Below are 23254 nucleotides of genomic sequence, written 5' to 3' on the forward strand. Positions count from 1 at the left end.
GGGAGCCATGGCATCCGCGGAAACGGCCGCGCTTGAAGTCGGGTAACCCTCAGTACCGGATCTGGAGCACGACATGTCCCTCCGCCGCCGCGGCACAGCGGCAGCCGTCGCCTGCGCCGCCGCGCTCACCCTCGCCGCCTGCGGAAGCGGTGACACCGCGGGGAGCCCGTCCGGCAAGGCGACGCCGAGGGCAAGAAGGACGTCGCCCAGGGCGGCAAGGGCTTCGGCGACGCCGCGACGAAGACGGCCGCGACGGGGACGGACGCGAAGCCGGGCCAGTTCCCGCGCACCATCACCCACGCCCTCGGAAAGACCGAACTCAAGGCCGCTCCCAAGCGGGTCGTGGTCCTCGACGTCGGCGAGCTCGACAACGTTGCCTCGCTGGGCGTCGAGCCGGTCGGCTACGCCCCCACCGAGGGCGACGAGGGCATCCCGGCCTACCTGAAGAAGGTGGCCGGCAGCCCCGCGAACGTGGGCACGATCAACAGCCTCAACCTGGAGGCGATCGCGGGCCTCAAGCCCGATCTGATCCTCGGCAGCCAGCTGCGCGCCGCGGACAAGTACAAGGAGCTCTCGCAGATCGCCCCGACCGTCTTCTCCATCCGCCCGGGCTTCACCTGGAAGGAGAACTACCTCCTCAACGCCTCGGCGCTGGACAGGACGGCCGCCGCGAAGGAGAAGCTCGCCGCGTACGAGAAGAAGGCCGACCAGCTCGGCACCGACGTCGGCGCGACGAAGCCCACCGTCTCGATGGTTCGCCACATGCCCGGCAAGTTCCGGCTGTACGCCCAGGCCTCCTTCATCGGCACGATCCTGAAGGACACCGGCCTCCAGCGGCCCGAGAACCAGCGGATCGAGGACCTCGCCGTCGAGATCAGCCCCGAGAAGATCGACGAGGCCGACGCCGACTGGATCTTCATCGGCGTCTACGGCGACCAGAAGACGACCAAGCGGGACACCGCCCGGTCGAACCCGCTGTGGAAGAGCCTCGGGGCGGTCAAGGCCGGCCGGGCCAAGGACGTACCGGATGAGACGTCGTATCTCGGTCTCGGTGTGACCGCCGCCGACCGCGTGCCGGACGATCTGCGCGGCTTCCTCGTCCCATAGGGCCCGTCGTTGGGATCTCGGCGGGCGCGCGGCGGCACACACCCCCGTAGCCATTCGGGCACGGGAGACCCCGCACCCCGTAGCCCCGGCACGGGCGGAGCCGCCACCGCGTCGGGTCCTTCCTCCGCCCTGCGATCACCCGCACCGGACCCTCCCCCTACGCCCAGTGGGCGTGGGGGGACCCCGCTCGCCGGCCCTGCCCGATCCGAACGACAGACCCCGGGTCCGCTCCGGGACGGAGCCCGGGAGGCTCGTGGCCGGATGCCCAGCTCGGCGGGGCGCCGAGCGCGGGTAACCTGTTTGCGTGCCCCGTCTGTCTGAAGTCATCACCGCGCTCGACGTCCTCTGGCCTCCCGAGCGTGCGGAGGAGTGGGACGCGGTCGGTACGGTCTGCGGCGACCCCGGTGCGGAGGTCCGACGCGTGCTGTTCGCCGTCGACCCCGTCCAGGAAGTCGCCGACGAGGCGATCGGGCTCGGCGCCCAGCTGATCGTCACCCATCACCCGCTCTATATGCGCGGGACCACGACGGTGGCGGTCGGCCATTTCAAGGGCCGGGTCGTGCACACGCTGATCAAGAACGACATCGCACTGCACGTCGCGCACACCAACGCGGACACCGCCGACCCCGGTGTCTCCGACGCCCTCGCCGGCGCGCTCGACCTCCGCGTCGTCGGGCCCCTGGTGCCGGACCCGACGGACACCTCGGGCCGCCGGGGCCTCGGCCGCGTCTGCGAGCTCGACCACCCCGAGACGCTCGGCGCGTTCGCCGAACGGGCGGCCAAGAGGCTGCCCGGCACCGCCCAGGGCATCCGCGTCGCGGGCGACCCGGACGCGACCGTGCGTACGGTCGCGGTGAGCGGCGGCTCCGGCGACAGCCTCTTCGACGCCGTCCGCGCCGCGGGCGTGGACGCCTTTCTCACCTCCGACCTCCGACACCACCCGGTGTCCGAGGCCACCCAGCAGTCCCCTCTCGGACTGGTGGACGCCGCGCACTGGGCCACCGAGTGGCCCTGGTGCGAACAGGCCGCCGCCCAGCTCGACGAGATCTCCGACCGGCACGGATGGGACCTGCGGGTCCACGTGTCGCGCACGGTCACCGATCCCTGGACCTCCCAACACTCTTCTCCTGGAGCCCCCAACTGAACGCCGCGCCCGCCGACCAGATCCGACTTCTCGACGTCCAGGCCCTCGACGCCCGTCTGTCGCGGCTCGCGCACCGGCGCAGGTCGCTGCCCGAGCACGCCGAGATCGAGTCGCTCACCAAGGACCTCACGCAGCTGCGCGACCTGCTGGTCGCCGCGCAGACCGAGGAGAGCGACACCGCCCGCGAGCAGACCAAGGCGGAGCAGGACGTCGACCAGGTCCGCCAGCGTGCCGTCCGTGACCAGCAGCGCCTGGACTCGGGCGCGGTCACCTCGCCCAAGGACCTGGAGAACCTCCAGCGCGAGATCGTCTCCCTCGCCAAGCGCCAGGGCGACCTGGAGGACGTCGTCCTCGAGGTCATGGAGCGCCGGGAGTCCGCGCAGGAACGTGTCGCCGAACTGACCGAGCGGGTCTCCTCCGTGCAGGCCAAGGCCGACGACGCGACCGCCCGCCGGGACGCGGCCGAGCAGGAACTCGACGCCGAGACCGCGACGCTGACCAAGGAGCGCGAGGTCCTGTCGGCCACCGTGCCCGCCGACCTGCTGAAGCTGTACGAGAAGCTCCGCGTCCAGCAGGGCGGGGTGGGCGCCGCCCGCCTCTTCCAGCGTCGTTGCGAGGGCTGCCAGCTCGAACTGAACATCACCGAGGTCAACGAGGTGCGCGCCGCGTCCCCCGACACGGTGCTGCGCTGCGAGAACTGCCGCCGCATCCTGGTCCGCACCTCCGAGTCGGGTCTCTGATGCCGCGGTTCGTCGTCGAGGCGGACGGTGGCTCCCGGGGCAACCCCGGCCCGGCGGGTTACGGCGCTGTCGTCATCGACGCCGCCAGCGGTGAGACGCTCGCCGAGGCCGCCGAGTACATCGGCGTCGCGACGAACAACGTCGCCGAGTACAAGGGCCTCGTCGCCGGGCTGAAGGCCGCGTACGCTCTCGCGCCCGACGCGGCCGTCCACGTGCGGATGGACTCCAAGCTCGTCGTCGAGCAGATGTCCGGGCGCTGGAAGATCAAGCACCCCGACATGAAGCCGCTGGCCGCCGAGGCGGCCAGGGTCTTCCCCGCGGCCCAGGTGACGTACGAGTGGATCCCGCGCGAGAAGAACAAGCACGCGGACCGGCTCGCCAACGAGGCGATGGACGCGGGCAAGCAGGGCAGGCAGTGGGAGCCGTCCCGCTCCACCGCCGAGCTCGCCACGCGGGACGACAGGGCGGCCCGGGTCGTCGGTGACGCGGCGGCGGGGGCGGCGAAGGCGCGTGCCGCGCTGTCCGGGGGCGGCCGGGGTGATGCCGGGCTCCTCCCGGGCACCGAGAGTGCCGGTGAGTCCGGTCCGACGGCCGAGAAGCCCGCGTCGCAGGGCTGGGGCGCCGACCTCGGCACTCCCACCACCTTCGTCCTGCTGCGGCACGGTGAGACCGCCCTCACGCCGGAGAAGCGCTTCTCCGGCAGCGGCGACCACGAACTCTCGCCCGCCGGTCTGCGCCAGGCCGAAGCGGCCGCCGCGTCCCTCGCCGCCCGCGGCACGATCCAGGAGATCGTCAGCTCCCCGCTGAAGCGCTGCCGGCAGACCGCGGAAGCGGTCGCGGCCCGGCTCGGCCTCGACGTCCGTATCGAGGACGGTCTGCGCGAGACGGACTTCGGCGCCTGGGAGGGCCTCACCTTCGGTGAGGTGCAGGAGCGCTACGGCGACGACCTCTCGGCCTGGCTCGCCTCGGCGAAGGCGGCCCCGACCGGCGGCGGCGAGAGTTTCGCGACCGTCACACGCCGCGTCGCCGCGACCCGCGACACGATCCTGACGCAGTCGGGGGGCCGAACGGTCCTGGTGGTCACCCATGTCACCCCGATCAAGACGCTGGTCCGGCTGGCGCTGGGCGCACCGCCGGAGTCCTTGTTCCGGATGGAGCTCTCGGCGGCCTCCCTGTCGGCGGTCGCCTACTACGCGGACGGCAACGCGTCCCTGCGGCTGCTCAACGACACGTCCCACCTGCGCGCGTGACCTGGCAGCTCACCGGCGACGCCGAGGAGTTCCAGCGCGTCGCGGGCCCGTACCTGGCGGCCGACCCCGTCGGCACCACCGCGCTGATCACCGTCAGCGAGACGGTCCGGCTGCACGGCCCGTCGGTGTACGGGGCCGGCGGCCCGCCGCCCCGCTTCGGCTGGTGGCGAAAGGACCCCTCGGCCCCGGTCGAGGCCGCCTTCCTCCAGACCCCTCCGCACGCACCGGTGTTCGGGACCCTCGACCCGTCGCACGCCCGGTCGCTGGCCCGGGTGCTGCGAGCGGCCGGCGACGCTGTGCCGGTCAGCGGGGTGAAGGGCGCGGACGGCGGTGCGCAGGCGTTCGCCGACGAGTGGGCCGGACCCGGCTCCTGGTCGGTCGCCTCCCGGCTGCGGCTGTTCCGGCTGGGGGAGCTGACCCCGCCCGAGCCCCCCGGCCGTGCCCGGCGGGCCTCGGCCGGCGATGTGCCGCTGGTCGCCGCCTGGATGCGCGGTTTCGCCGCCGACATCGGCGGTGACGCGGACGCCGACCAGGCGGCCCACGCCGCCCGCCGGATCGCCGACGGCTGTCTGTGGCTGTGGGAGGTCGAGGGGCGGCCCGTCTCCATGGCGTCCCGGTCCCCGGTACTGGTGGGCCAGTCGCGCGTCTCGCCCGTCTACACGCCGGCCGGGTTCCGCGGCCGGGGTTACGCCGGAGCCGTGACCGCGGCGGTCAGCCGGGCGGCCATCGCGGACGGGGCCGAACTGGTCCTGCTCTTCGCCGATGTGGACAACCCGACGAGCAGCGCCCTGTATCAGCGCATCGGCTACCGGCCCGTCCGGGACCACGTCGACCTGGCGTTCCGCTAGTTCCGCTGGGTCGTGTCCGCGAAGTCTCGTCCGGTTCCGCGCCCTGCACGCCCTCCCGTAGCCCTTCGGGCACGGGGGCCCCATGCCGCTTCGCCGATACGCCCGATCAGCTGGCTACGAGGGTGCACCGGCGCCTTGCGATCGCACATCGGACGCCGCGAACCCCGCCCTCCGGGCGGACGACGATCCGTTGCGGACACTCCGGGCCCTCAGTCGCGCAGCGCGGCGGCCCCGGCGGCCAGCGCCTCGACACGGCCCCAGTCCTTCGCGGCGATCGCGTCCGCCGGAAGCATCCATGTGCCGCCCACGCAGCCGACGTTCGGCAGCGCCAGATAGGAGGGCGCCGAGGCGAGCGAGATGCCGCCGGTCGGGCAGAAGCGGGCCTGCGGGAGCGGCCCGGCGAGGGACCGCAGATACGCCGTCCCGCCCGCGGCCTCGGCCGGGAAGAACTTCATCTCGTCGACCCCGCGCTCCAGCAGCGCCACCACCTCCGAGGTGGTGGAGACGCCCGGCAGGAACGGCACACCGGACCGCTGCATCGCGTCCAGCAGGGTCTGCGTCCAGCCCGGGCTCACCAGGAACCGGGCCCCGGCCGCCACCGCCGCGTCCACGCCGTCCGCGGAGATCACCGTCCCCGCACCGACGACCGCCTCCGGCACCTCGGCGGCGATCGCGCGGATGGCGTCCAGCGCGGCGGGCGTCCGCAGCGTCACCTCGATCGCGGGCAGTCCGCCCGCCACGAGTGCCCGCGCGAGCGGTACGGCATCGGCGGCGTCCTCGATGACGACGACGGGAACGACGGGCGCGAGGTCCAGCACGGAGGTCATGGCGTCATCCTGCCCCGATGCCCACATCCTGCGCAACGAGCATTGCGCAGGATGCAATGCGACGGGATGGGCGACCCGACGCCGCACGATGGACCCGACGCCGACTCAGTGGATCTGCGTGACCACCACGTCCAGCGACCACGGCCGGCCCGCCCGCGCGGGAGGCTCGGCCTCCACCACGTACCCCAGGTCCCGCAGCGCCTCCACCAGCTCGCCCGGGCCCTTCGGCCTGGCACCGGTCACCAGCAGGTCCCGCACCAGCCGGCCCTTCGTGGCCTTGTTGAAGTGGCTGACCACCGACCGCTTCTCGACCCCGTCGACCAGCTGCGAGTGCAGCACCCGCACCGTCGCCGTACGCCCGGCCACCTCCCCCTTCGGCCTCCACGCCGCCGCGTAGGCGGACGAGCGCAGATCGAGCACGAGTCCGCTGCCCGCCACCTCCGGCAGCACGGAGTCCATGGGCGCGCGCCAGTGCGTCCCGAGCGCGCCGAGACCCGGCAGCCGCACGCCCATCGAGCAGCGGTACGGGGGAACCCGGTCGCCGATCCGCACCGCGCCCCACAGCCCCGAGAAGACCAGCAGCGACGCGCGTGCCCGGCGCCGGGCGTCCGGCTCCAGCGTCCCGAGCCCCAGGGCGTCGTACAGCACACCGGTGTACAGCTCGCCCGCCGGCCGGGCCCCCGCGGTCCTCAGCTCCACGTTCTTCGCGATCTCACCGCGCAGGCCCTCGCTCAGCCCGAGGACCTCCCGCGCCTTGTCCTCGTCGGCCGCGCACAGCTCGACGAGCTCGTCCAGCACCGCGGCGCGGGCGCCGGCCAGACCGGGCAGCGACAGCGACTCGGGCTTCAGCGGAGCCCCGCGACCGGAAGCGGCCTTGCCTTCCGACGGCGGCAACAGCACGAGCACAGCAGGTCTCCTTCGTACGTACGGGGGCGGGGGGTGCGGCCCCCGCGCCAGCCTACGGTCATCCGGGGTGCCGTCCGTCGCCCACCGCCATACGCTCGGTCCATGCCCCGCCGCCCTCTGCACACCACCGGCGCAGCCGAGGCTCCGCTGCGGGCCGCACTGCGCGAGCTGCGCATCACCCTCGGCGTCCCGGGCGAGTTCCCGCCCGAGGTGCTCGCGGAGGCGGAGTCGGCCGCCGCGGCGCCCGCGCTGCCGGACACCGACGCGACCGACCTCCCCCTGTTCACGCTCGACCCCCCGGACTCGGCCGACCTGGACCAGGCGATGCATCTCGCCCGCCGGCGCGACGGCTTCCGGGTGCACTACGCCATCGCCGACGTCGCCGCCTTCGTGAAACCCGGCGGCGCGCTGGACACGGAGGCCCACCGCCGCGTCCAGACCCTGTACTTCCCCGACGGCAAGGTGCCGCTGCACCCCGCCGTGCTCTCCGAGGGCGCGGCCAGCCTGCTGCCCGGGCGGAGCGTGCCCGCCCTGCTGTGGCGGATCGACCTCGACGCCGAGGGCCGCGCCGTCGCCACCGACGTGCGCAGGGCGCTCGTCCGCAGCCGGGCGAAGCTGGACTACGAAGGGGCGCAGCGGCAGATCGACGACGGCACCGCCGAGGAACCGCTCGCCCTGCTGAAGGACATCGGTCTGCTGCGCGAGGAGCTGGAACGCGAACGCGGCGGGATCTCCCTCGGCGTCCCCGAACAGGAGATCACCGAGCGGAACGGCGCCTACTTCCTCCACTACCGCGCCCCGCGGCCTGCCGACGGCTGGAACGCCCAGATCTCCCTGCTCACCGGCATGGCCGCCGCCGACCTCATGACCGCGTCCGGCACCGGCATCCTGCGCACCCTGCCCACCGCACCCGACGGAGCGGTGGCACGGCTGCGCCGATCCGCGAGGGCCCTGCACATCGACTGGCCCCACCATGTCTCGTACGCGGACGTCGTACGGTCCCTCGACCCGGGCAACGCCTCGCACGCGGCTTTTCTGCACGAGTGCACCACCCTGCTGCGCGGCGCCGGCTACACCGTCTTCACCGGCGGCGAACTGCCCTCGCCCGCCGTCCACGCGGCCGTCGCCGCCGTCTACACGCACTGCACCGCACCGCTGCGCAGACTCGTGGACCGCTATGCCGGCGAGCTGTGTCTGGCCATCAGCGCAGGGCAGGGAGTGCCGGAGTGGGTGCTCGCCGCCTTGGACGACCTGCCCCGGGAGATGGCGGACGGCGGTCGGCGGGCCAACACCGTGGAACGCGAGTGCGTCGACATCATCGAGGCTGCCCTGCTGAAGGACCGGATCGGCGAGGTCTTCGAGGGCGTCGTGGTGGATGTGAAGGAGCACGAACCGGCCGTCGGCACCCTCCAGGTGGAGGACCCGGCGGTGGTGGCCAGGGTCGAGGGCGGTGGTCCGCTGCCGCTCGGCGAGCGGCTGCGGGTGCGGCTCACCCAGGCCGAACCGGGCTCGGCGAAGGTGCGGTTCGCTCCGGCGCCGGCCTGAGCGCGGCCACCAGCGCCCTGGGGTCGTCGGCGTTGAACCGGACGGTGTGCGCGGTGCCCACCCTGCCGAGCGGCCGGACGAAGGTGACGGGTGCGTCCAGCCGTACGGTCACGGTCGTCTGCCCGCCGACGGCCAGTTCCAGTGTGCCGTCGTCGCGGGCCATTCCCCGGCTGCCGTCCGGATAGCGGCGCTCGACACCGGCCAGGACGATCCGGTCCGCTGGAATCCGCAGGTCGAACAGGGCCCCGTAGCGGATGCGCAGTGATCCGTCCGCCTCCACCACATGCGGCCGGGTGACACAGGCCGCATGGAAGCCGATCAGCTGGATCACGCCGTACACATCGATGAACAGAGTGATGGCGTGCACCAGCGGCCAGGGGATCAGCACCGCGAGGGCCACCGTCTCGACGATCGCCACGAAGACGAATCCGTACAGCATCGCGGTCTGCGGCTCGGTGTACTTGGCGGCGTACCGGGCCGTCCGCACCCCCTCCCGCCGGCGCAGCACCCACAGCGCCAGGCTGTGCAGGGCGCGCACCTCGTGCACGGCCAGACGGCGGACCACGGTAGCGGATCTCATCGAAGCTCCTCGGCACGGGCGGACAGGGTGGCGAGCATCCGCCGTACGACGGCGGCCTGCGCGGGCGAGAAGTCGGCGAGGAACGCCTCGCCGAAAGAGCCCTTGCTCTCGTCGAAGCCCTCGCCGCTCTCGCTCATCAGCGCGATCAGCTCGTCGGGCATACAGGCGGCGAGTTCCTCGCCGAGCGGCCGGACGCGGGGGTCGTCGCCGTCCGCGTCGGCGAGTCCGTCGAGGCGTTCGTACAGCTCCTGCACCCGGGCGGAGAATTCGGCGTCGTCGGCGAGCGGTTGCATGGCGGCGAACAGCCGGTCCCGGTCCTTCGGCTCGACCATGGTGTCCAGCAGGGCCAGGTGGGCCCGGTCCTTGGCGGCGGCGGGGGAGTCGGTGGCGGCGAGCGAGCCGAGCAGCCGGGCCAGTTCGGGTGAGACCGGCCCCTCCGTGGGCAGTGTGCCGTCCTTCGCCTGCCGGATCAGCAAGGCGAGACGCGCGCGCCGCTCGGCGATGGCGCTCTCCTGATGCGCCAGATCGGCGTCGAGCTCCGCCAGCACTTCGGCGAGTTCGCGGCCGGCGTCGTCGGCGAGCACGTCGCGGACCTCGGCCAGCCCGAGACCGAGCTCGGTGAGCCGGCGGACACGGGCGAGCAGCACGGCGTGCTGGAGCCCGTAGTCGCGGTAGCCGTTGGGCCGGCGTTCGGGCTCGGGCAGCAGGCCGAGATGGTGGTAGTGGCGGACGGTACGGGGGGTGACGCCCGCGAGTGCGGCGATCTCTCCGATCCTCATGCGGCCAGTAGAAACCATGACGTTGCGGCAGGGTCAAGCCTCACCCGCGACGCCCTCTCCGCCGCTCTCGGGGCCGGGTCCCGGCCGCGGCCGCGGGCCGGGCCGGCGGCTCCACGGCGTTCCCGTCCGCCGGTGCCGGGTACCATGGTCGCCACGGCAGACGAGCCGGGCGGACGGCCGCGTGAGGATCTTCGATCCTCCCGAGGAACGTCCGGGCTCCACAGGGCAAGGTGGTGGCTAACGGCCACCCGGGGTGACCCGCGGGACAGTGCCACAGAAAACAGACCGCCGGGGACCTCGGTCCTCGGTAAGGGTGAAACGGTGGTGTAAGAGACCACCAGTGCCCAGGGTGACCTGGGCAGCTAGGTAAACCCCACCTGGAGCAAGGTCAAGAGGGAGCGCCTGTAGCGATACGAGGTGCTCCTGCGCGGACGATCGAGGGCTGCCCGCCCGAGTCCGCGGGTAGACCGCACGAGGCCGGCGGCAACGCCGGCCCTAGATGGATGGCCGTCTCCCCGGCCGCCGCGAGGCGACCGGGCGACAGAACCCGGCGTACAGCCCGACTCGTCTGCCGCCTCCGCGGGGGGAGCTGCGACAAGCGAAGGCGGCCCCGTGAACACGACGGCGCGGACGAACCACTACGAGGGCCCGTGCGCCGTGTGCGGCGGGACCGTTCGGGCGGAAGCCGGTGTCGTCCTGCCCGGGAGCCACGGCGGCTGGGAGGTCTACCACCCCGAGCACGCCCGCGAGCCGGGTCCGCCGCCCCGCGGCACGCACCCCGGCTGGCACCGCCGCCGTCTGATGTCCCTCGACATCGCGGCGACCGGACCGCGCACAGGCGTCGACCGCATCCTCGCCGTCGCCCTGCGCCTCTCGGACGGTCCCGGCCGGGACTGGCTGGTCGACCCCGGGCCGGGGCTCGCCCTCGATCCGCGGACCACGCACGGCATCACCCTGGACCGGGCCCGTGCGGACGGCTTCCCGCCGGCGCAGGCCCTGGACGAGGCCGCCGAAGCGGTCGCCGCGCATCTGGCCACCAGGGAACTGCTGGTGGTCTGGCACGCGCCGTACGTCCTGACCTTCGTGGAGTCCGAACTGCTGCGCCACGGGCTGCGACCGCTCGCCGAGCGCTGTCCGGCGGGGCTGTTCCCGCTCTGCGACCCGCTGGTCGTCGACCGCCACGTCGACCGGTACCGCAGCGGCGGCCGCTCCCTGCGCAAGCTCACCGCCTGGTACGGCGTCCCGCACGAGAACCCGGGCGACCCGGGCAGCGACGCGCAGGCCGCGCTGGTGCTGGCCGAGGTGCTCGGCGCCTGTCATCCCTCGCTGGGGCGGCTGTCGCGTACGGCGCTGCACCACGAGCAGACGTTGTGGCGGGAGCGCCAGGCGAGCGACGCGGAGGCGTACCACCCGGAGAGGAAGCAGGACCATCGCTGGCCGCTGGCCACGGTCGAGGCGCTGCCGTGGGAGCCCCCGCCGGCCGGCTGAGGCATCCCGGGCCCGACAGTCCTGGTGTGCGACCTCGGTCAGGCAGCGAGGGAACGGTCCGCGACCTTGCGCAGATGCGCGGCGAACACCTCGGGTGCGTCCGGGGTCAGCGTGCGCAGGGCGACCATGGCCGTGAGGACCACGTCGCACAGCTCGGACTCGACGTCCCGCCATGTGTGGGTGTGGCCCTTGCGGGGATTCTGGCCGGTTGCGCCGACCACCGCCTGGGCGACCTCGCCCACCTCCTCCGAGAGCTTCAGTATGCGCAGCAGCACCTCCTGTTGCGCGGGAAGGGTCCGGTTCTCGTCCAGCCAGGTGTTGAGGCGGTCGACCGTGTCCCAGATGGGGTCGAGCGTGGCGTCCAGGGTGTGGTCCATGCGCGCAAGCCTCCCACGCCGCGGGGCCCCGCAGGGGGCGCGCGGGTGGAGCAGGCCGACAGGTGGGGGCGGACGTGGGGGTGTAGGCATGGAGAGGACCGCGCCCCGGCGCACATCGGTACCGATACGGGCCGAGGGCCCTGCCCCGCACCCGAAGGAGACCTCCGTGACCATCCCCGTGGACAAGCTCACCGAACCCGCCGTCCGCGCCTTCGTCGGCGCCCTCAACTCCGGTGACCGGCAGACCTTCCGGGCCACTCTCGCACCCGGGGCGACGATGTCCGACGACGGCAACGACCGTGACATCGACGAGTGGACGGGGCGTGAGGTCTTCGACTCGCGCGGTCACATGGAGGTCGAGTCGCAGTCGGCGGACGGGCTCTCCCTCGTCGCCCGCTATCGCAATGACACCTGGGGCGAGATGCGGACGTCGTGGAGGTTCAGCGTGGAGGGCGGCAGGGTCGCGCGCTTCGAGACCGGCCAGGCCTGAGCGCGGTACCGGCCGGCGGTACCGACCATGTCGGGCCGGTCGGGTACCGACCATGTCGGGCCGGTCGGGTACCGGGCACCTCGGGCCGGTCAGCCGCTCGTCCGCAGGTCGACGAGGCACGGCTTGCCCCGGGTGCCCGCCCGCCCCGGCGGTCGCGGGCCTTGTCCTGGTGTGCACTCCAACTCGTAGTCTCCTGCGCCATGGACGCAATGCGCACGACCGGCACCAGGACACTGGGACGCGCCGGCGGGATCGAGGTCAGCGCGCTGGGGTTCGGGTGCTGGGCCATCGGCGGTGAATGGCAGGACGGCGGGGGCAACCCGCTCGGGTGGGGAGCGGTCGACGACGAGGAGTCCGTCGCCGCCGTACGCCGCGCCCTGGACCTGGGCGTCACCTTCTTCGACACGGCCGACACCTACGGCGCGGGGCACAGCGAACGGGTGCTCGGCCGGGCTCTCGCGGGCCGCCGGGACGAGGTGGTGCTCGCGACCAAGTGGGGCAACCGTTTCGACGAGGCGACGCGCACCCTGACCGGGAGTGACACCGATCCCGGGTACGTACGCCGCGCGCTCACCGGCTCCCTCACCCGGCTCGGCACTGACCGGGTCGACCTCTATCAGCTGCACCTCTCCGACGCGCCGCTCGACGTGGCTGCCGAACTGCGGGACGTCTGCGAGGACTTGGTCGCCGAGGGGCTGATCCGGGCGTACGCCTGGAGCACCGACGACCCGGAGCGTGCCGCCCTCTTCGCCGAGGGCCCGCACTGCGCGGCCGTGCAGCACGCCTGCAACGTGCTGGAGGACGCGCCGGCGATGCTCGCTCTTTGCGAGGAACGCGGTCTGGCAAGCATCAACCGCAGCCCGCTCGCCATGGGACTGCTCACCGGGAAGCACGGCTCCGGCAGCCGCGGCGCCGCGGGTGACATCCGGGCGACACCGCCGTCCTGGCTGCGCTGGTTCGGCGCGGGCGGGGTTCCCGATCCCGAGTGGCTGGCGCGGGTCGACGCCGTACGCGACATCCTCACCTCCGGCGGCCGCACCCTCGCCCAGGGGGCGCTCGGCTGGCTGTGGGCGCGCAGCGCACGGACCGTGCCGATCCCCGGGTTCCGGACCGTCGCCCAGGCGGAGGAGAACGCCGGGGCGCTGGAGCACGGCCCGCTGAGGCCGGAGCAGATGGACGAGATCGACAGGCTCCTCTCCCGCACACAGGATTGATGGCAGGATTGACGGGCCGTCAGATCTGTGGGTTCCTCGGGATGTACCGCCACTGCGACGACATCCCGGGGAGCCCGGTCATGATCGACCTGCTCGAAGACACGTGGGCGCGCGAGGTACCGCACCGGCAGTTCGCCCGGTTGCGCCGCGAGGACCCGGTGCACTGGCACGAAGTCCCGGGCAACCAGGGCTTCTTCGCGCTCACCCGGCACGAGGACATCGTCGCCGCGAGCCGTGACCCCGAGCTGTGGTCGGTGGAGCTCGGCTCGTTCTTCATCCGGGACCAGACCCCCGAGGCGCTGGAGAGCCTGGGCCTCACCCTCGTCGGGATGGACCCGCCCAAGCACACCCGCTACCGGCGCCTGGTGAGCTCGGCGTTCTCGCCGCGCATGGTCCGCAAGCTCACCGACGACATCCAGCGGCGGGCGGAGGCGCTGGCGTCGACGGTGTCGGCGAAGGGGCACGAGGCGGAGTTCGTCGAGGAGATGGCGGCCCGCCTCCCGTTGCAGATCATCTGCGAGATGATCGGCGTCCCGGCCGCGGACGAGGATCGCATCTTCGACTGGAGCAACCGGATGGTCGGCCATCAGGACCCGGACTTCCGTACGTCCCCCGAGGACGGTCAGAACGCGGCCGCGGAGATCTACGCCTACTGCGACGACCTGGCGGCCGTCCGCCGCGGGTCACCGCGCGACGACATCATGAGCGCGCTGGTCCACGCGGAGGTCGAGGGGGAGCGGCTGAGCACCCACGAGATCGACATGTTCTTCGTTACGCTCGTCGTGGCGGGCAACGAGACCACCCGCAACCTGCTGGCGGGCACGATGCTCACCCTCGTCGAACAGCCTGCGGCACGCGCCAAGTTGGCGTCGGCGATCGACGACGACGGGCTGTGGGCGACGGCGACGGAGGAGTTCCTGCGCTGGAACGGCTCGATCCACAACTTCCGGCGTACGGCGACCCGCGACACCGAGGTGCGCGGCGTGCCGGTCAAGGCGGGGCAGAAGGCGGTGTTGTACTACACCTCCGCCAACCGGGACGAGGCCGTCTTCGAGGAGCCGGACACCTTCGACATCCGCCGGACCCCGAACGAGCATCTGACCTTCGGCGGCGGCGGACCGCACTTCTGCCTCGGAGCGGGCCTGGCAAGGAGCCAGATCAAGGCCCTGACGCGGGAGCTGCTGCGCCGGCACACGGAGGTGGAGCTGACGGGGGAGCCGCGGCGGATGCGGTCGGACTTCATCAACGGGATCAAGTACCTGCCGGTGCGGTTCGGGGGGTGAGCCCTGGGAGCGACCGCGGCTTCGGCCCCGACGCGGCGGCGTTGCGCCGGAGCGCCCGCGCCTGAACGCCCCGCCTCGGCGAGTGCGGCACCCGGGCCCGAAGTGCCCGGCCGCGCCCGAACCACCCGCGCCCGGAGCACCCGCACCCGTACCCCCGAGCACCCAACCGCCCCGCCCCCTCAGCCCCGCCCGATGTACGGCATCGCCGTCGCCATCACCGTCGCGAACTGCACGTTCGCGGCGAGCGGCAGCTCCGCCATGTGGAGCACCGTCCGCGCCACGTCCGCCGCGTCCATCACCGGTTCCACGACCACCTCGCCGTTCGCCTGGAGGATCCCCGACTGCATGCGCTGCGTCATCTCGGTGGCCGCGTTGCCGATGTCGATCTGGCCGCAGGCGATGGAGTGGGCGCGGCCGTCGAGCGACAAAGATTTCGTCAGACCGGTCATCGCGTGCTTCGTCGCGGTGTAGGGGGCGGAGTTCGGGCGCGGGACGTGCGCCGAGATCGAGCCGTTGTTGATGATCCGCCCGCCCCGCGGGGACTGGTCCTTCATCACCCGGAACGCGGCCTGTGCGCACAGGAACGCGCCGGTGAGATTGACGTCCACCACCGTGCGCCAGTCCTCGTACGAGAGGTCCTCGAAACGGACGCCCCGGGGGCCCGACACCCCCGCGTTGTTGAAGAGCAGGTCGACACGCCCGAAATGCTGACAAACCGTGGCAAAGAGCGTGGTGACATCGGGCGGTGACGTCACATCAGTGGGAACACACAGGACATTCCCACCCGCCAGCGACGCCGTTTCCTCCAGAGCCTCAGCCCTTCTGCCCGCCACCGCGACCGACCATCCCGCCTCGGCCAGCGTCAGCGCGACGCTCCGGCCGATGCCGGAACCCGCTCCCGTTACCACCGCAGTCCTCGTCACAGCGTTCATGGACGCGCAGCGTAGCCGCGTACCTGTACGGGGAACTCATCCGACCGACATACGGATGTTGTGTACTCGACAACGCAGAGTCGTCAGCCCCTACTCCAATGCGGAAGGACAACAGCCGTCATGGGAGGGGCACATGAGACCCGCATCGCACGCACCCGAGCTCCGGGCCGCCGCCCAGCACATCGGCCGCCGCAGGTTTCTCACCGTGACCGGTGCCGCCGCGGCGCTCGCGTTCGCCGTCGACCTGCCCGGTACCGCCCACGCAGCCGCACTGGACTCCAGGAAAATCACCGAGGATCCCTTCACGCTGGGCGTCGCTTCCGGGGACCCGCAGCCCGGCTCCGTCCTGCTGTGGACCCGTCTCGCCCCCCGCCCCTACGAGCCCGACGGCGGTCTGCCCCGCGGCACCTTCACCGTGCGCTGGGAGATCGCCCACGACTCCCGTTTCGCGCGCATCGCGCGGCGGGGTTCGGTCACCGCCCACCCCGAGTTCCACCACAGCGTGCACGTCGAGGCCGGCGGGCTCGACAACGACCGTCCCTACTACTACCGCTTCCGCACCGGGACCTGGATCAGCCCGGTCGGCCGCACCCGCACGGCACCCGCCCGCTCCGCGCGCATCGCCGAGCTGAAGATCGCCGCGGTGTCCTGCCAGGCGTACCACGACGGCTACTTCACCGCGTACCGGCACCTCGCCGAGGAGGAGCTGGACGCCGTGTTCCACCTCGGCGACTACCTCTACGAGTACGCCGTGAACGCCGTCGGCGGGGCCCGCAACTACACCGACCGCCGGCTGCCCGCCCACTTCAACCGGGAGACGGTCACGCTCGAGGACTACCGGATGCGCTACGGCCTCTACAAGTCGGACCCCGACCTGAAGGCCGCCCATGCCGCGCACCCCTTCGTCCTGACGTGGGACGACCACGAGACCGAGAACAACTACGCCGACGAGACACCCGAGAACGACGTCCCGCCGGAGGAGTTCCTGCTCCGCCGCGCCGCCGCCTACCGGGCGTACTGGGAGAACCAGCCGCTGCGCAGGCCCCAGCAGCCCAAGGGGCCCGACATGCAGCTCTACCGCCGGCTGCACTTCGGCCGGCTCGCCCAGTTCGACATCCTCGACACCCGCCAGTACCGCTCCGACCAGGCGTACGGCGACGGCTGGAAGGTGCCGGGGCCGGAGTCCGAGGACCCCTCGCGCACCCTCACCGGTGCGACGCAGGAGCGGTGGCTCATCGACGGCTGGAAGCGGTCCGGATCCCGCTGGAACGTCGTGCCCCAGCAGGTCACGTTCGCCCGGCGCCGGGATGTCCCCACCGCCGCCTACAAGCTCAGCATGGACGCCTGGGACGGCTACCCCGCGTCCCGTCAGCGGGTTCTCGCCGGCGCGGAGACCGCCGGCATCGAGAACCTGATGGTCCTCACCGGCGACGTGCACGTCGGCTACGGCTTCGATCTCAAGAAGGACTGGGCCGACCCCGCGTCCCGCACCCTCGGCACCGAGATCGTCGCCACGTCCATCAGCAGCGGCAAGGACGGCGCCGACAAGCCCGCCAACTGGGACAGCTTCACCCAGGCGAACCCGCACATGAAGTTCTACAACGGCCGTCGCGGCTATGTGACGGTCACCTACGGCGAGCGTCAGGCCCGGGCGGACTTCAAGACGGTCGCCGCCGTCACCACCCCGGGCGCGCCGCTCACCACGGCGGCGTCGTTCGTCACCGAGGCCGGCAATCCGGGCCTCACCCCCGTGTGACGCTCTCTCACCCCGCATCGCCGGGATAGCGGACGCCGATGCGGTCCCGTACCGCATCGAGCGTCCGCATCACGGCGAGCGTGCCCTCCAACGGCACCAGCGGCGACTGCTTCTCGCCGGCCCGCAGACAGCGCATCACCTCGGCCGCCTCGTGCCGGAACGGATGCGGGTCGACCGGAACCGAGAACTCCCGCGGCTGTTCGCCGTCCCGGTGCAGGACGAACCGCTCGGGATGGAAGAAGCCGCGCGGAAACTCGACGCGGCCCTTCGTGCCGGTCACCGACGCCCTCATCGGGGTGTCCGCCACGATCGAGCACGACAGCAGCGCGGACGCGCCCGACTCCCAGCCCAGCAGCATGCCCGTGTTCAGGTCCACGCCCTCGGGTGCGAGGAGCGCATGCGCCTCGACGCGGTCCGGCTCGCCGAGCAGCAGCTGTGCGAACGACACCGGATAGACGCCGAGATCGAGCAGCGCGCCGCCGCCGAGCGCCGGATCACGCAGCCGGTGGCCGGCGTCGAACGGACCAGCGAGCCCGAAGTCGGCGGACACGGAGCGGATGTCACCGATCGTGCCGTCGGCCACCAGCTCGACGAGCCGGCGCATCAGGGGATGGCAGTACATCCACATGCCCTCCATCAGGAACAGCCCGCGCTCGGTGGCGAGGTCGACGAGCTCCCCGGCCTCGGCCGCGTCGAGCGTGAACGCCTTCTCGCACAACACCGCCTTTCCGGCCGCCAGACAGAGCCCCGCGGCCGCCCGGTGCGCGGAGTGCGGGGTGGCGACGTACACCACATCGACGTCCTCGTCGGCGGCGAGAGAGGCCCAGTCGCCGTACGCCCGGGGGATGCCGAAACGGTCGGCGAAGGCCCGCGCGGACGCCTCGCTGCGGGACGCCACCGCCACCACCTCGGCATCCGGCATCTGTTGCAGATCAGCCGTGAACGCGGCGGCCATGCCGCCCGTCGCCAGTACGCCCCATCGCGTGATTCCGCTCATTCCATCCCCGCTTGAAAAGGACTCGACCACTCCGGACGAGCTGAGAGCATAGGGAGGGATTCAACAACATGGAGAGCCAATGCCGAAGCCGGAGACCGGCCAGGACCGTACAGAAGGACACATACCGGCCGCCGCCCCGGCGACGGCGCCTGCTCCCAGGGGACCCGTCGCTCCCGTGGCGCACGACGCGGTCGCCGCCGCGCGCCGCGTCGGCCTCCTCGTCACCCTCGTCCTCGGCGGACTCACCGCCCTGCCGCCGCTCTCCATGGACATGTACCTCCCGGCGCTGCCCGCGGTCACCGACTCCCTGAGCGCGCCCGCGGCGACCGTCCAGCTGACCCTGACCGCCTGCATCGCGGGCATGGCGTTCGGCCAGCTCGTCGTCGGCCCGATGAGCGACCGGTGGGGACGCCGCAGACCGCTGCTGACCGGCATGATCGTGTACGTCGTGGCCACCGCGATCTGCGCCACGGCCTCCTCCGTCCAACTGCTCATCGGCTTCCGGCTGCTCCAGGGCCTCGCGGGCGCCGCCGGCATCGTCATCGCCCGAGCGGTGGTCCGCGATCTGTACGACGGCGTCGAGATGGCCCGGTTCTTCTCCACCCTGATGCTCATATCCGGCGTCGCCCCGATCATCGCGCCGCTCATCGGCGGCCAGGTGCTCCGGGTCACCGACTGGCGCGGCATCTTCGTCGTGCTCACCGGCGTCGGCATCCTGCTCACCCTCGTGGTGGTGAGGTGGCTGCCCGAGACGCTGGCCCCCGAGCGGCGCCACAGCGGTGGCGTGGGGGAGACCCTGCGCACCGTGCGGTCGCTGCTCGGCGACCGTGTCTTCAGCGGCTACATGCTCACCGGCGGGCTCTCCTTCGCGGCCCTGTTCTCCTACGTCGCGGCCTCGCCTTTCGTCGTTCAGGAGATCTACGGCGCGTCCCCGCAGACCTTCAGCCTGCTCTTCGGCGTCAACTCCGTCGGCCTCATCGCGGTCGGCCAGATCAACGGCAGGGTGCTGGTGGGCCGGGTCAGTCTGGACAAGGCTCTCGGCTTCGGTCTGGGCGTGATCACCCTGGCCGCGACCGGGCTGCTGCTGATGACCTCCGGCGTCTTCGGCAGGGCGAGCCTGTTCGCCGTGGCCGTGGGACTCTTCGTGCTGATGTCCGCGATGGGTCTCGCGATGCCGAACACCAACGCCCTCGCTCTGATGCGCACTCCGCACGCCGCCGGCTCCGCCTCCGCACTGCTCGGCACCTCCGCGTTCCTGCTCGGCGCGGTCGCCTCACCCCTCGTCGGGATCGCCGGCGAGGCGACGGCCGTCCCGATGGCCGCGGTCCAACTGACCTGCGCGCTCGGCGCGGTGGGCTGCTTCCTCGGGCTGTGCCGGCCGTGGCAGCGCCGCGCCGAAGCGTTCGCCTGAGCCGCGGGCGACCCGTCACCCGCCGCGATTCGGGGCGTACGGGCGCGAGTCAGGGCGTACGGGCCGGATGGCCGCTCAGCCGGGGCCGATCTTGGGCGTCCGTCCAGGCGAAGAGGCCCACGCCGGCGGTCTCCGCGCCCGGCAGCCGGACCCCGGAAGCCAGCGGCCGCGGCACCCCCGACGCCAGGTCCAGTGCGATGGGCGTGCCGCCGCCCGCCAGCGCGTCCGCCGGGCCGCGGGCGCTCGTCGCGCCGTACGCGAGACCGGCATCCGTCACGGTCGTCAGCGTCAGCGGCTTGGAGCCGTCGGACTCCTCGAAGCAGTAGCCCTTGCGCCGTTCCAGGTCGAAGGCGAGGTTCCCGGCCACCAGAAAGCCGCCGGCGGGCGCGAGTACCGCCTGCGGGTACTCACCCGGCTCGATCGCCGGCCGCCGGCACCGCACCTGGACCAGCGGCCTGCCGGACGCCGAATCGTGCACCACCCAGATGTCGTGCGTGGCCGTGTCCTCGGTGCCCTTGGCGGGGCGCCACAAGGCGAGCAGCCGGCCGGGCACCACGGATGTCGGCACCCCCGAGGCACGGTCGCTGCCCGCCGGGGCCACATCGCGGCTGTACCAGCCCCCGCGGACCCAGAAGCCCGACTCGCCGCTCAGCAGCAGCCCCTGGGCGGTCAGGGCGCGCACCTCGGTCAGCCGGCGGCACCCCGCGCAGCCCTTCGGGTGACCGAACGATGTCTCGGGCACCTGTGTCACCGCGCCGGTCGCGGGATCGACCACGGCGCTGCGGGTGCGCCCGTCTCCGACGAGGATGCCGGGACCGCTGCCGGACACCGTCGGCGCGGTCGCCCACGGGATCTCCACCCGTCGCCGGGCGCCGTCGTCGGCGCCGTACACATCGAGCACGACGAAGGTGCCGGCCGTCGTCAGCGTGTCCTCGCCCGCCCGGCCGAACGTCCAGGTCACGAAGTACTCGCGGCCGTCCCGGGCCACGGACAGCAGCCGGGGGAGCGGACCGTCGGAGGCGGGCGGACGCCAGGGGCGGCCGGTCCAGCCGGCCCGGCCGGTGGTCGCGTCCAGGGACCGCAGCCGGAAGCGGTCGCCGCCCGTGCGCTCCAGATAGCCGATCCGGCCGGCCTTCCGCGCGATCGCGTACTCGGCCGATGCCATGGCGATCTCCCAGCCGGGCTTCGGGTCGTACCCGGCGGGCACGGTGAGCCGGGGCTGCGGAGCGGCGGAGTGCCGGGCGGTACCGCGGGGCTTGTCCTCCCCGGTCCCGTCCTCGCCGCCGCGCATGCTCAGTGCGAGGAGCAGCGCCAGTGCGATCACCCCGGCCACCAGAGCCAACCGCACGACCCAATGTCTCATGGTCCCCCCGGAAGCGACGCCTCACGTTCCGTGTGCGGCGAGGGCCACAGCGTAGCAACCGCCCCTGCGGCCCCAGCAGTTCGCTCCCGTACGCGGGGCGGTGGCCCGGCGGTGCCCGGGGCCACACGCCGACCGCCCAGTGCCCCGACCGGGCAGCCCCTAGAATTGCTCGGTGAACGCCACCCTTCCCACCGCGGACGCCCTGCGCAGCGCACTCGCCGGCCTGCTGGGCGGGCTGCCGCCCTCGCAGGCCGCGCAGGCCGTCGACCGGCTGATCGCCAACTACCGTGGGACGACGCCGACCGACGCCCCCGTACTGCGCGACCGTTCCGACGTCGCCGCCTACGCCGCGTACCGGATGCCCGCGACCTTCGAGGCCGTACGGTCCGCGCTCGGCGCCCTGCGCCACGCGGCGCCCGGGTGGACCCCGGCCACCCACACCGACATCGGCGGCGGCACGGGCGCGGCGACCTGGGCCGTGGCCGAGGCCTGGGAGGACGAGGCACCGCGCACCACGGTGCTGGACTGGGCGGAGCCGGCGCTGGAGCTGGGGCGGGAGCTGGCCGCGGCCTCGGGTGTGCCCGCGCTGCGCGCCGCCCGCTGGGAGCGCTCACGGATCAGTGCGTCGCTCCGGCTGGAGAGCAGTGATCTCGTCACGGTCTCCTACGTCCTCAAGGAACTCACCGAAGCGGACCGGGCCGCCGTGGTCACCGAGGCGGCGCGCACCGCGCAGGCCGTGGTGATCGTCGAGCCCGGCACCCCGGACGGCTACGCCCGGATCATCGAGGCCCGCGACCGGCTCATCGGCGCGGGACTGACCGTGGCGGCGCCCTGCCCGCACAGCGGGGACTGCCCGATCGTCCCGGGCACGGACTGGTGCCACTTCGCGGCCCGCGTCAGCCGCTCCTCACTGCACCGGCAGGTGAAGGGCGGCTCCCTGCCGTACGAGGACGAGAAGTTCAGCTATGTCGCGGCCACCCGTTTCCCGCCGGAGCCGGCACCGTCGCGGATCGTCCGCAAGCCGCAGATCCGCAAGGGCCTGGTGCTGCTCGACCTCTGCGAGCCGGAGGGGGCCCTGACCCGTACGACGACGACCAAGCGCCACGGCGAGCTCTACAGGGCCGCACGGGATGCGGCGTGGGGCGACGCCTGGCCGCCCCACACCGGCTGATCTCAGGGCCGCAGCTCCTGTGTGCAGCACTTCACGCTGCCACCGCCCTTGAGGAGTTCACCCAGATCCATGCCCAGGGGTTCGAATCCGCGGTCCCGCAACGCCTCGTAGAGGCCCACCGCCGCCTGCGGCAGCAGCACATGGCGCCCGTCGCTCACCGCGTTCAGACCGAGCGCGGCGGCGTCCTGTTCCTCGGCGATCAGCGCGTCGGGGAACAGCCGTTCCAGGACCTTGCGGCTGCCCGGGGAGAACGCGCCCGGGTAGTACATGATCTCGTCGGCCGCGTCGTCCAGCACACTCAGCGCGGTGTCCAGGTGGTAGTAGCGCGGATCGACCAGCTCCAGCCCGATCACGGGCCGGCCGAAGAACTCCTGCGCCTCGTCGTGCGAGAGCGGACTGGAGCGGAACCCGCGGCCCGCCAGCACATAGGAGGAGGTGACCGCGAAGTCCCCCTCGCCCTCGTTGATGTGCAGCGGTTCGTGGATCTCGGTGTAGCCGGCCGAGCGGAACCACGCGAGGTGGGCGGCCGCCTCGGCCTCGCGTTCCGGGTGGGCGAACCGGGCGCCCAGCACCCGGTCGTCGATGACGGTCGCGCCGTTCGCGGCGTAGACCATGTCGGGCAGGTCGGGCTGCGGTTCCAGCAGCTCGACGGTGTGGCCGAGCGCGCGGTAGCGGTCGCGCAGGTCCTCCCACTGGGCCAGGGCCAGCGGCAGGTCGACCGGTTTCGCCGGATCCATCCATGGGTTGATGGAATACGTCACCTTGAAGTGCACGGGTGGGCACATGAGATAGCGACGCGGCGATGCGTCACGAAGCGATGAGCGCAATGAGGGCTCCTCACGAACGAACAGGGCACGCGGTCTGCGTGCAGCCATGGTGCGGCCTAACCGGCCGCCGCGCAGGAGATCGACCTCGTGATTCACCGATTTGTGAGAGAAGCGCAGGCCGGCGTACTCCGCGGCGTCATGCGAACCGGCGAATCGAGACGATCCGTATCGGTTTGCTGTGGCCGCTGCCGCTCCCGGCAGGGCTTCCCGGGAGCGGCA

At 72.6% G+C, this 23254-nt stretch carries 21 protein-coding genes, 1 other RNA gene and 1 pseudogene; 14 read left to right on the forward strand and 9 right to left on the reverse strand.

Annotated elements, in window-relative coordinates; translation table 11 throughout:
• Positions 1–73: 73 nt before the first annotated feature.
• From ABTX78_RS20205 to ABTX78_RS20225, 5 genes and pseudogenes are all read left to right on the forward strand, one after another.
• Positions 74–1107, forward strand: a pseudogene (locus ABTX78_RS20205) (ABC transporter substrate-binding protein).
• Positions 1108–1411: 304 nt separating this feature from the next.
• Positions 1412–2251 (forward strand): Nif3-like dinuclear metal center hexameric protein, encoded by an 840-nt coding sequence (locus ABTX78_RS20210; RefSeq protein WP_352208145.1) that lies wholly within the window; start codon positions 1412–1414, stop codon positions 2249–2251.
• Positions 2248–2991 carry a zinc ribbon domain-containing protein gene (locus ABTX78_RS20215; RefSeq protein ID WP_352208229.1) on the forward strand — a complete coding sequence of 248 codons (744 nt, stop codon included), beginning with the start codon at positions 2248–2250 and terminating at the stop codon, positions 2989–2991. The genes ABTX78_RS20210 and ABTX78_RS20215 overlap by 4 nt, the downstream gene beginning before the upstream one ends.
• A complete protein-coding gene (locus tag ABTX78_RS20220; RefSeq protein WP_352208146.1) occupies positions 2991–4241 on the forward strand; it encodes a bifunctional RNase H/acid phosphatase in 1251 nt (416 codons plus the stop codon). Before ABTX78_RS20215 ends, ABTX78_RS20220 begins: the two co-directional genes overlap by 1 nt.
• On the forward strand, positions 4238–5089 hold the full coding sequence (locus ABTX78_RS20225) for a GNAT family N-acetyltransferase (protein WP_352208147.1): 852 nt from the start codon (positions 4238–4240) through the stop codon (positions 5087–5089). Before ABTX78_RS20220 ends, ABTX78_RS20225 begins: the two co-directional genes overlap by 4 nt.
• Positions 5090–5298: 209 nt before the next feature.
• On the opposite strand, the gene eda is transcribed toward ABTX78_RS20225, so the two are convergent.
• Together eda and yaaA are read right to left on the reverse strand one after the other, a co-directional pair.
• A complete protein-coding gene (gene eda, locus ABTX78_RS20230) occupies positions 5299–5916 on the reverse strand; it encodes a bifunctional 4-hydroxy-2-oxoglutarate aldolase/2-dehydro-3-deoxy-phosphogluconate aldolase (RefSeq protein WP_352208148.1) in 618 nt (205 codons plus the stop codon).
• A 105-nt stretch (positions 5917–6021) separates the two neighbouring features.
• Positions 6022–6822 (reverse strand): peroxide stress protein YaaA, encoded by an 801-nt coding sequence (yaaA, locus tag ABTX78_RS20235; protein WP_352208149.1) that lies wholly within the window; start codon positions 6820–6822, stop codon positions 6022–6024.
• A 102-nt stretch (positions 6823–6924) separates the two neighbouring features.
• Here yaaA and ABTX78_RS20240 point away from each other — a divergent pair, with 102 nt between their 5' ends.
• Positions 6925–8367 (forward strand): RNB domain-containing ribonuclease, encoded by a 1443-nt coding sequence (locus ABTX78_RS20240; RefSeq protein WP_352208150.1) that lies wholly within the window; start codon positions 6925–6927, stop codon positions 8365–8367.
• Here ABTX78_RS20240 and ABTX78_RS20245 read toward each other — a convergent pair.
• The gene (locus ABTX78_RS20245; protein ID WP_352208151.1) at positions 8312–8947 is read right to left on the reverse strand and encodes a hypothetical protein; all 636 of its coding nucleotides are present in this window, start codon (positions 8945–8947) and stop codon (positions 8312–8314) included. The genes ABTX78_RS20240 and ABTX78_RS20245 overlap by 56 nt on opposite strands.
• Complete coding sequence (locus tag ABTX78_RS20250; protein WP_352208152.1) at positions 8944–9726, reverse strand: MerR family transcriptional regulator; 783 nt, start codon at positions 9724–9726, stop codon at positions 8944–8946. Before ABTX78_RS20250 ends, ABTX78_RS20245 begins: the two co-directional genes overlap by 4 nt.
• Positions 9727–9887: 161 nt before the next feature.
• Between ABTX78_RS20250 and rnpB the strand changes: the two genes are divergently transcribed.
• Both rnpB and ABTX78_RS20260 read left to right on the forward strand, forming a co-directional pair.
• Positions 9888–10297, forward strand: an RNA gene (rnpB, locus tag ABTX78_RS20255) — RNase P RNA component class A.
• 41 nt (positions 10298–10338) lie between these two features.
• Entirely contained in the window at positions 10339–11214 is an 876-nt protein-coding gene (locus ABTX78_RS20260; protein ID WP_352208153.1) for a 3'-5' exonuclease family protein, read from the forward strand.
• A 38-nt stretch (positions 11215–11252) separates the two neighbouring features.
• Here the strand turns inward: ABTX78_RS20260 and ABTX78_RS20265 are convergent, their stop codons facing one another.
• On the reverse strand, positions 11253–11591 hold the full coding sequence (locus ABTX78_RS20265) for a MazG-like family protein (protein ID WP_352208154.1): 339 nt from the start codon (positions 11589–11591) through the stop codon (positions 11253–11255).
• Positions 11592–11757: 166 nt separating this feature from the next.
• Between ABTX78_RS20265 and ABTX78_RS20270 the strand changes: the two genes are divergently transcribed.
• The 3 genes from ABTX78_RS20270 (at position 11758) to ABTX78_RS20280 (ending at position 14578) form a co-directional block, all read left to right on the forward strand.
• Positions 11758–12081: a nuclear transport factor 2 family protein gene (locus tag ABTX78_RS20270; RefSeq protein WP_352208155.1), complete on the forward strand. Its 324-nt coding sequence runs from the start codon at positions 11758–11760 to the stop codon at positions 12079–12081.
• A 200-nt stretch (positions 12082–12281) separates the two neighbouring features.
• A complete protein-coding gene (locus ABTX78_RS20275; RefSeq protein ID WP_502993908.1) occupies positions 12282–13295 on the forward strand; it encodes an aldo/keto reductase in 1014 nt (337 codons plus the stop codon).
• Positions 13295–14578, forward strand: coding sequence for a cytochrome P450 (locus ABTX78_RS20280; RefSeq protein ID WP_352208156.1), 1284 nt, complete (start codon positions 13295–13297; stop codon positions 14576–14578). The genes ABTX78_RS20275 and ABTX78_RS20280 overlap by 1 nt, the downstream gene beginning before the upstream one ends.
• Positions 14579–14757: 179 nt before the next feature.
• Here the strand turns inward: ABTX78_RS20280 and ABTX78_RS20285 are convergent, their stop codons facing one another.
• Entirely contained in the window at positions 14758–15510 is a 753-nt protein-coding gene (locus ABTX78_RS20285) for an SDR family oxidoreductase (RefSeq protein ID WP_352208157.1), read from the reverse strand.
• Positions 15511–15643: 133 nt separating this feature from the next.
• On the opposite strand from ABTX78_RS20285, the gene ABTX78_RS20290 reads away from it, so the two are divergent.
• The gene (locus ABTX78_RS20290) at positions 15644–17266 is read left to right on the forward strand and encodes an alkaline phosphatase D family protein (RefSeq protein WP_352208158.1); all 1623 of its coding nucleotides are present in this window, start codon (positions 15644–15646) and stop codon (positions 17264–17266) included.
• Positions 17267–17273: 7 nt separating this feature from the next.
• Here the strand turns inward: ABTX78_RS20290 and ABTX78_RS20295 are convergent, their stop codons facing one another.
• A complete protein-coding gene (locus tag ABTX78_RS20295; RefSeq protein ID WP_352208159.1) occupies positions 17274–18263 on the reverse strand; it encodes a Gfo/Idh/MocA family protein in 990 nt (329 codons plus the stop codon).
• A 79-nt stretch (positions 18264–18342) separates the two neighbouring features.
• Here ABTX78_RS20295 and ABTX78_RS20300 point away from each other — a divergent pair, with 79 nt between their 5' ends.
• Positions 18343–19674 (forward strand): Bcr/CflA family multidrug efflux MFS transporter, encoded by a 1332-nt coding sequence (locus ABTX78_RS20300; RefSeq protein ID WP_352208160.1) that lies wholly within the window; start codon positions 18343–18345, stop codon positions 19672–19674.
• Between the two features lie 49 nt (positions 19675–19723).
• On the opposite strand, the gene ABTX78_RS20305 is transcribed toward ABTX78_RS20300, so the two are convergent.
• Positions 19724–21037, reverse strand: a complete 1314-nt coding sequence (locus ABTX78_RS20305) for a hypothetical protein (protein WP_352208161.1) — start codon at positions 21035–21037, stop codon at positions 19724–19726.
• 172 nt (positions 21038–21209) lie between these two features.
• Here ABTX78_RS20305 and ABTX78_RS20310 point away from each other — a divergent pair, with 172 nt between their 5' ends.
• Positions 21210–22208: a small ribosomal subunit Rsm22 family protein gene (locus ABTX78_RS20310; RefSeq protein ID WP_352208162.1), complete on the forward strand. Its 999-nt coding sequence runs from the start codon at positions 21210–21212 to the stop codon at positions 22206–22208.
• 2 nt (positions 22209–22210) lie between these two features.
• Here ABTX78_RS20310 and ddaH read toward each other — a convergent pair whose 3' ends face one another.
• Positions 22211–23035 (reverse strand): dimethylargininase, encoded by an 825-nt coding sequence (gene ddaH, locus ABTX78_RS20315; RefSeq protein WP_352208163.1) that lies wholly within the window; start codon positions 23033–23035, stop codon positions 22211–22213.
• Between the last annotated feature and the right edge of the window lie 219 nt (positions 23036–23254).

Source organism: Streptomyces sp. NPDC096193 (assembly GCF_040302905.1).
Lineage (GTDB): Bacteria > Actinomycetota > Actinomycetes > Streptomycetales > Streptomycetaceae > Streptomyces.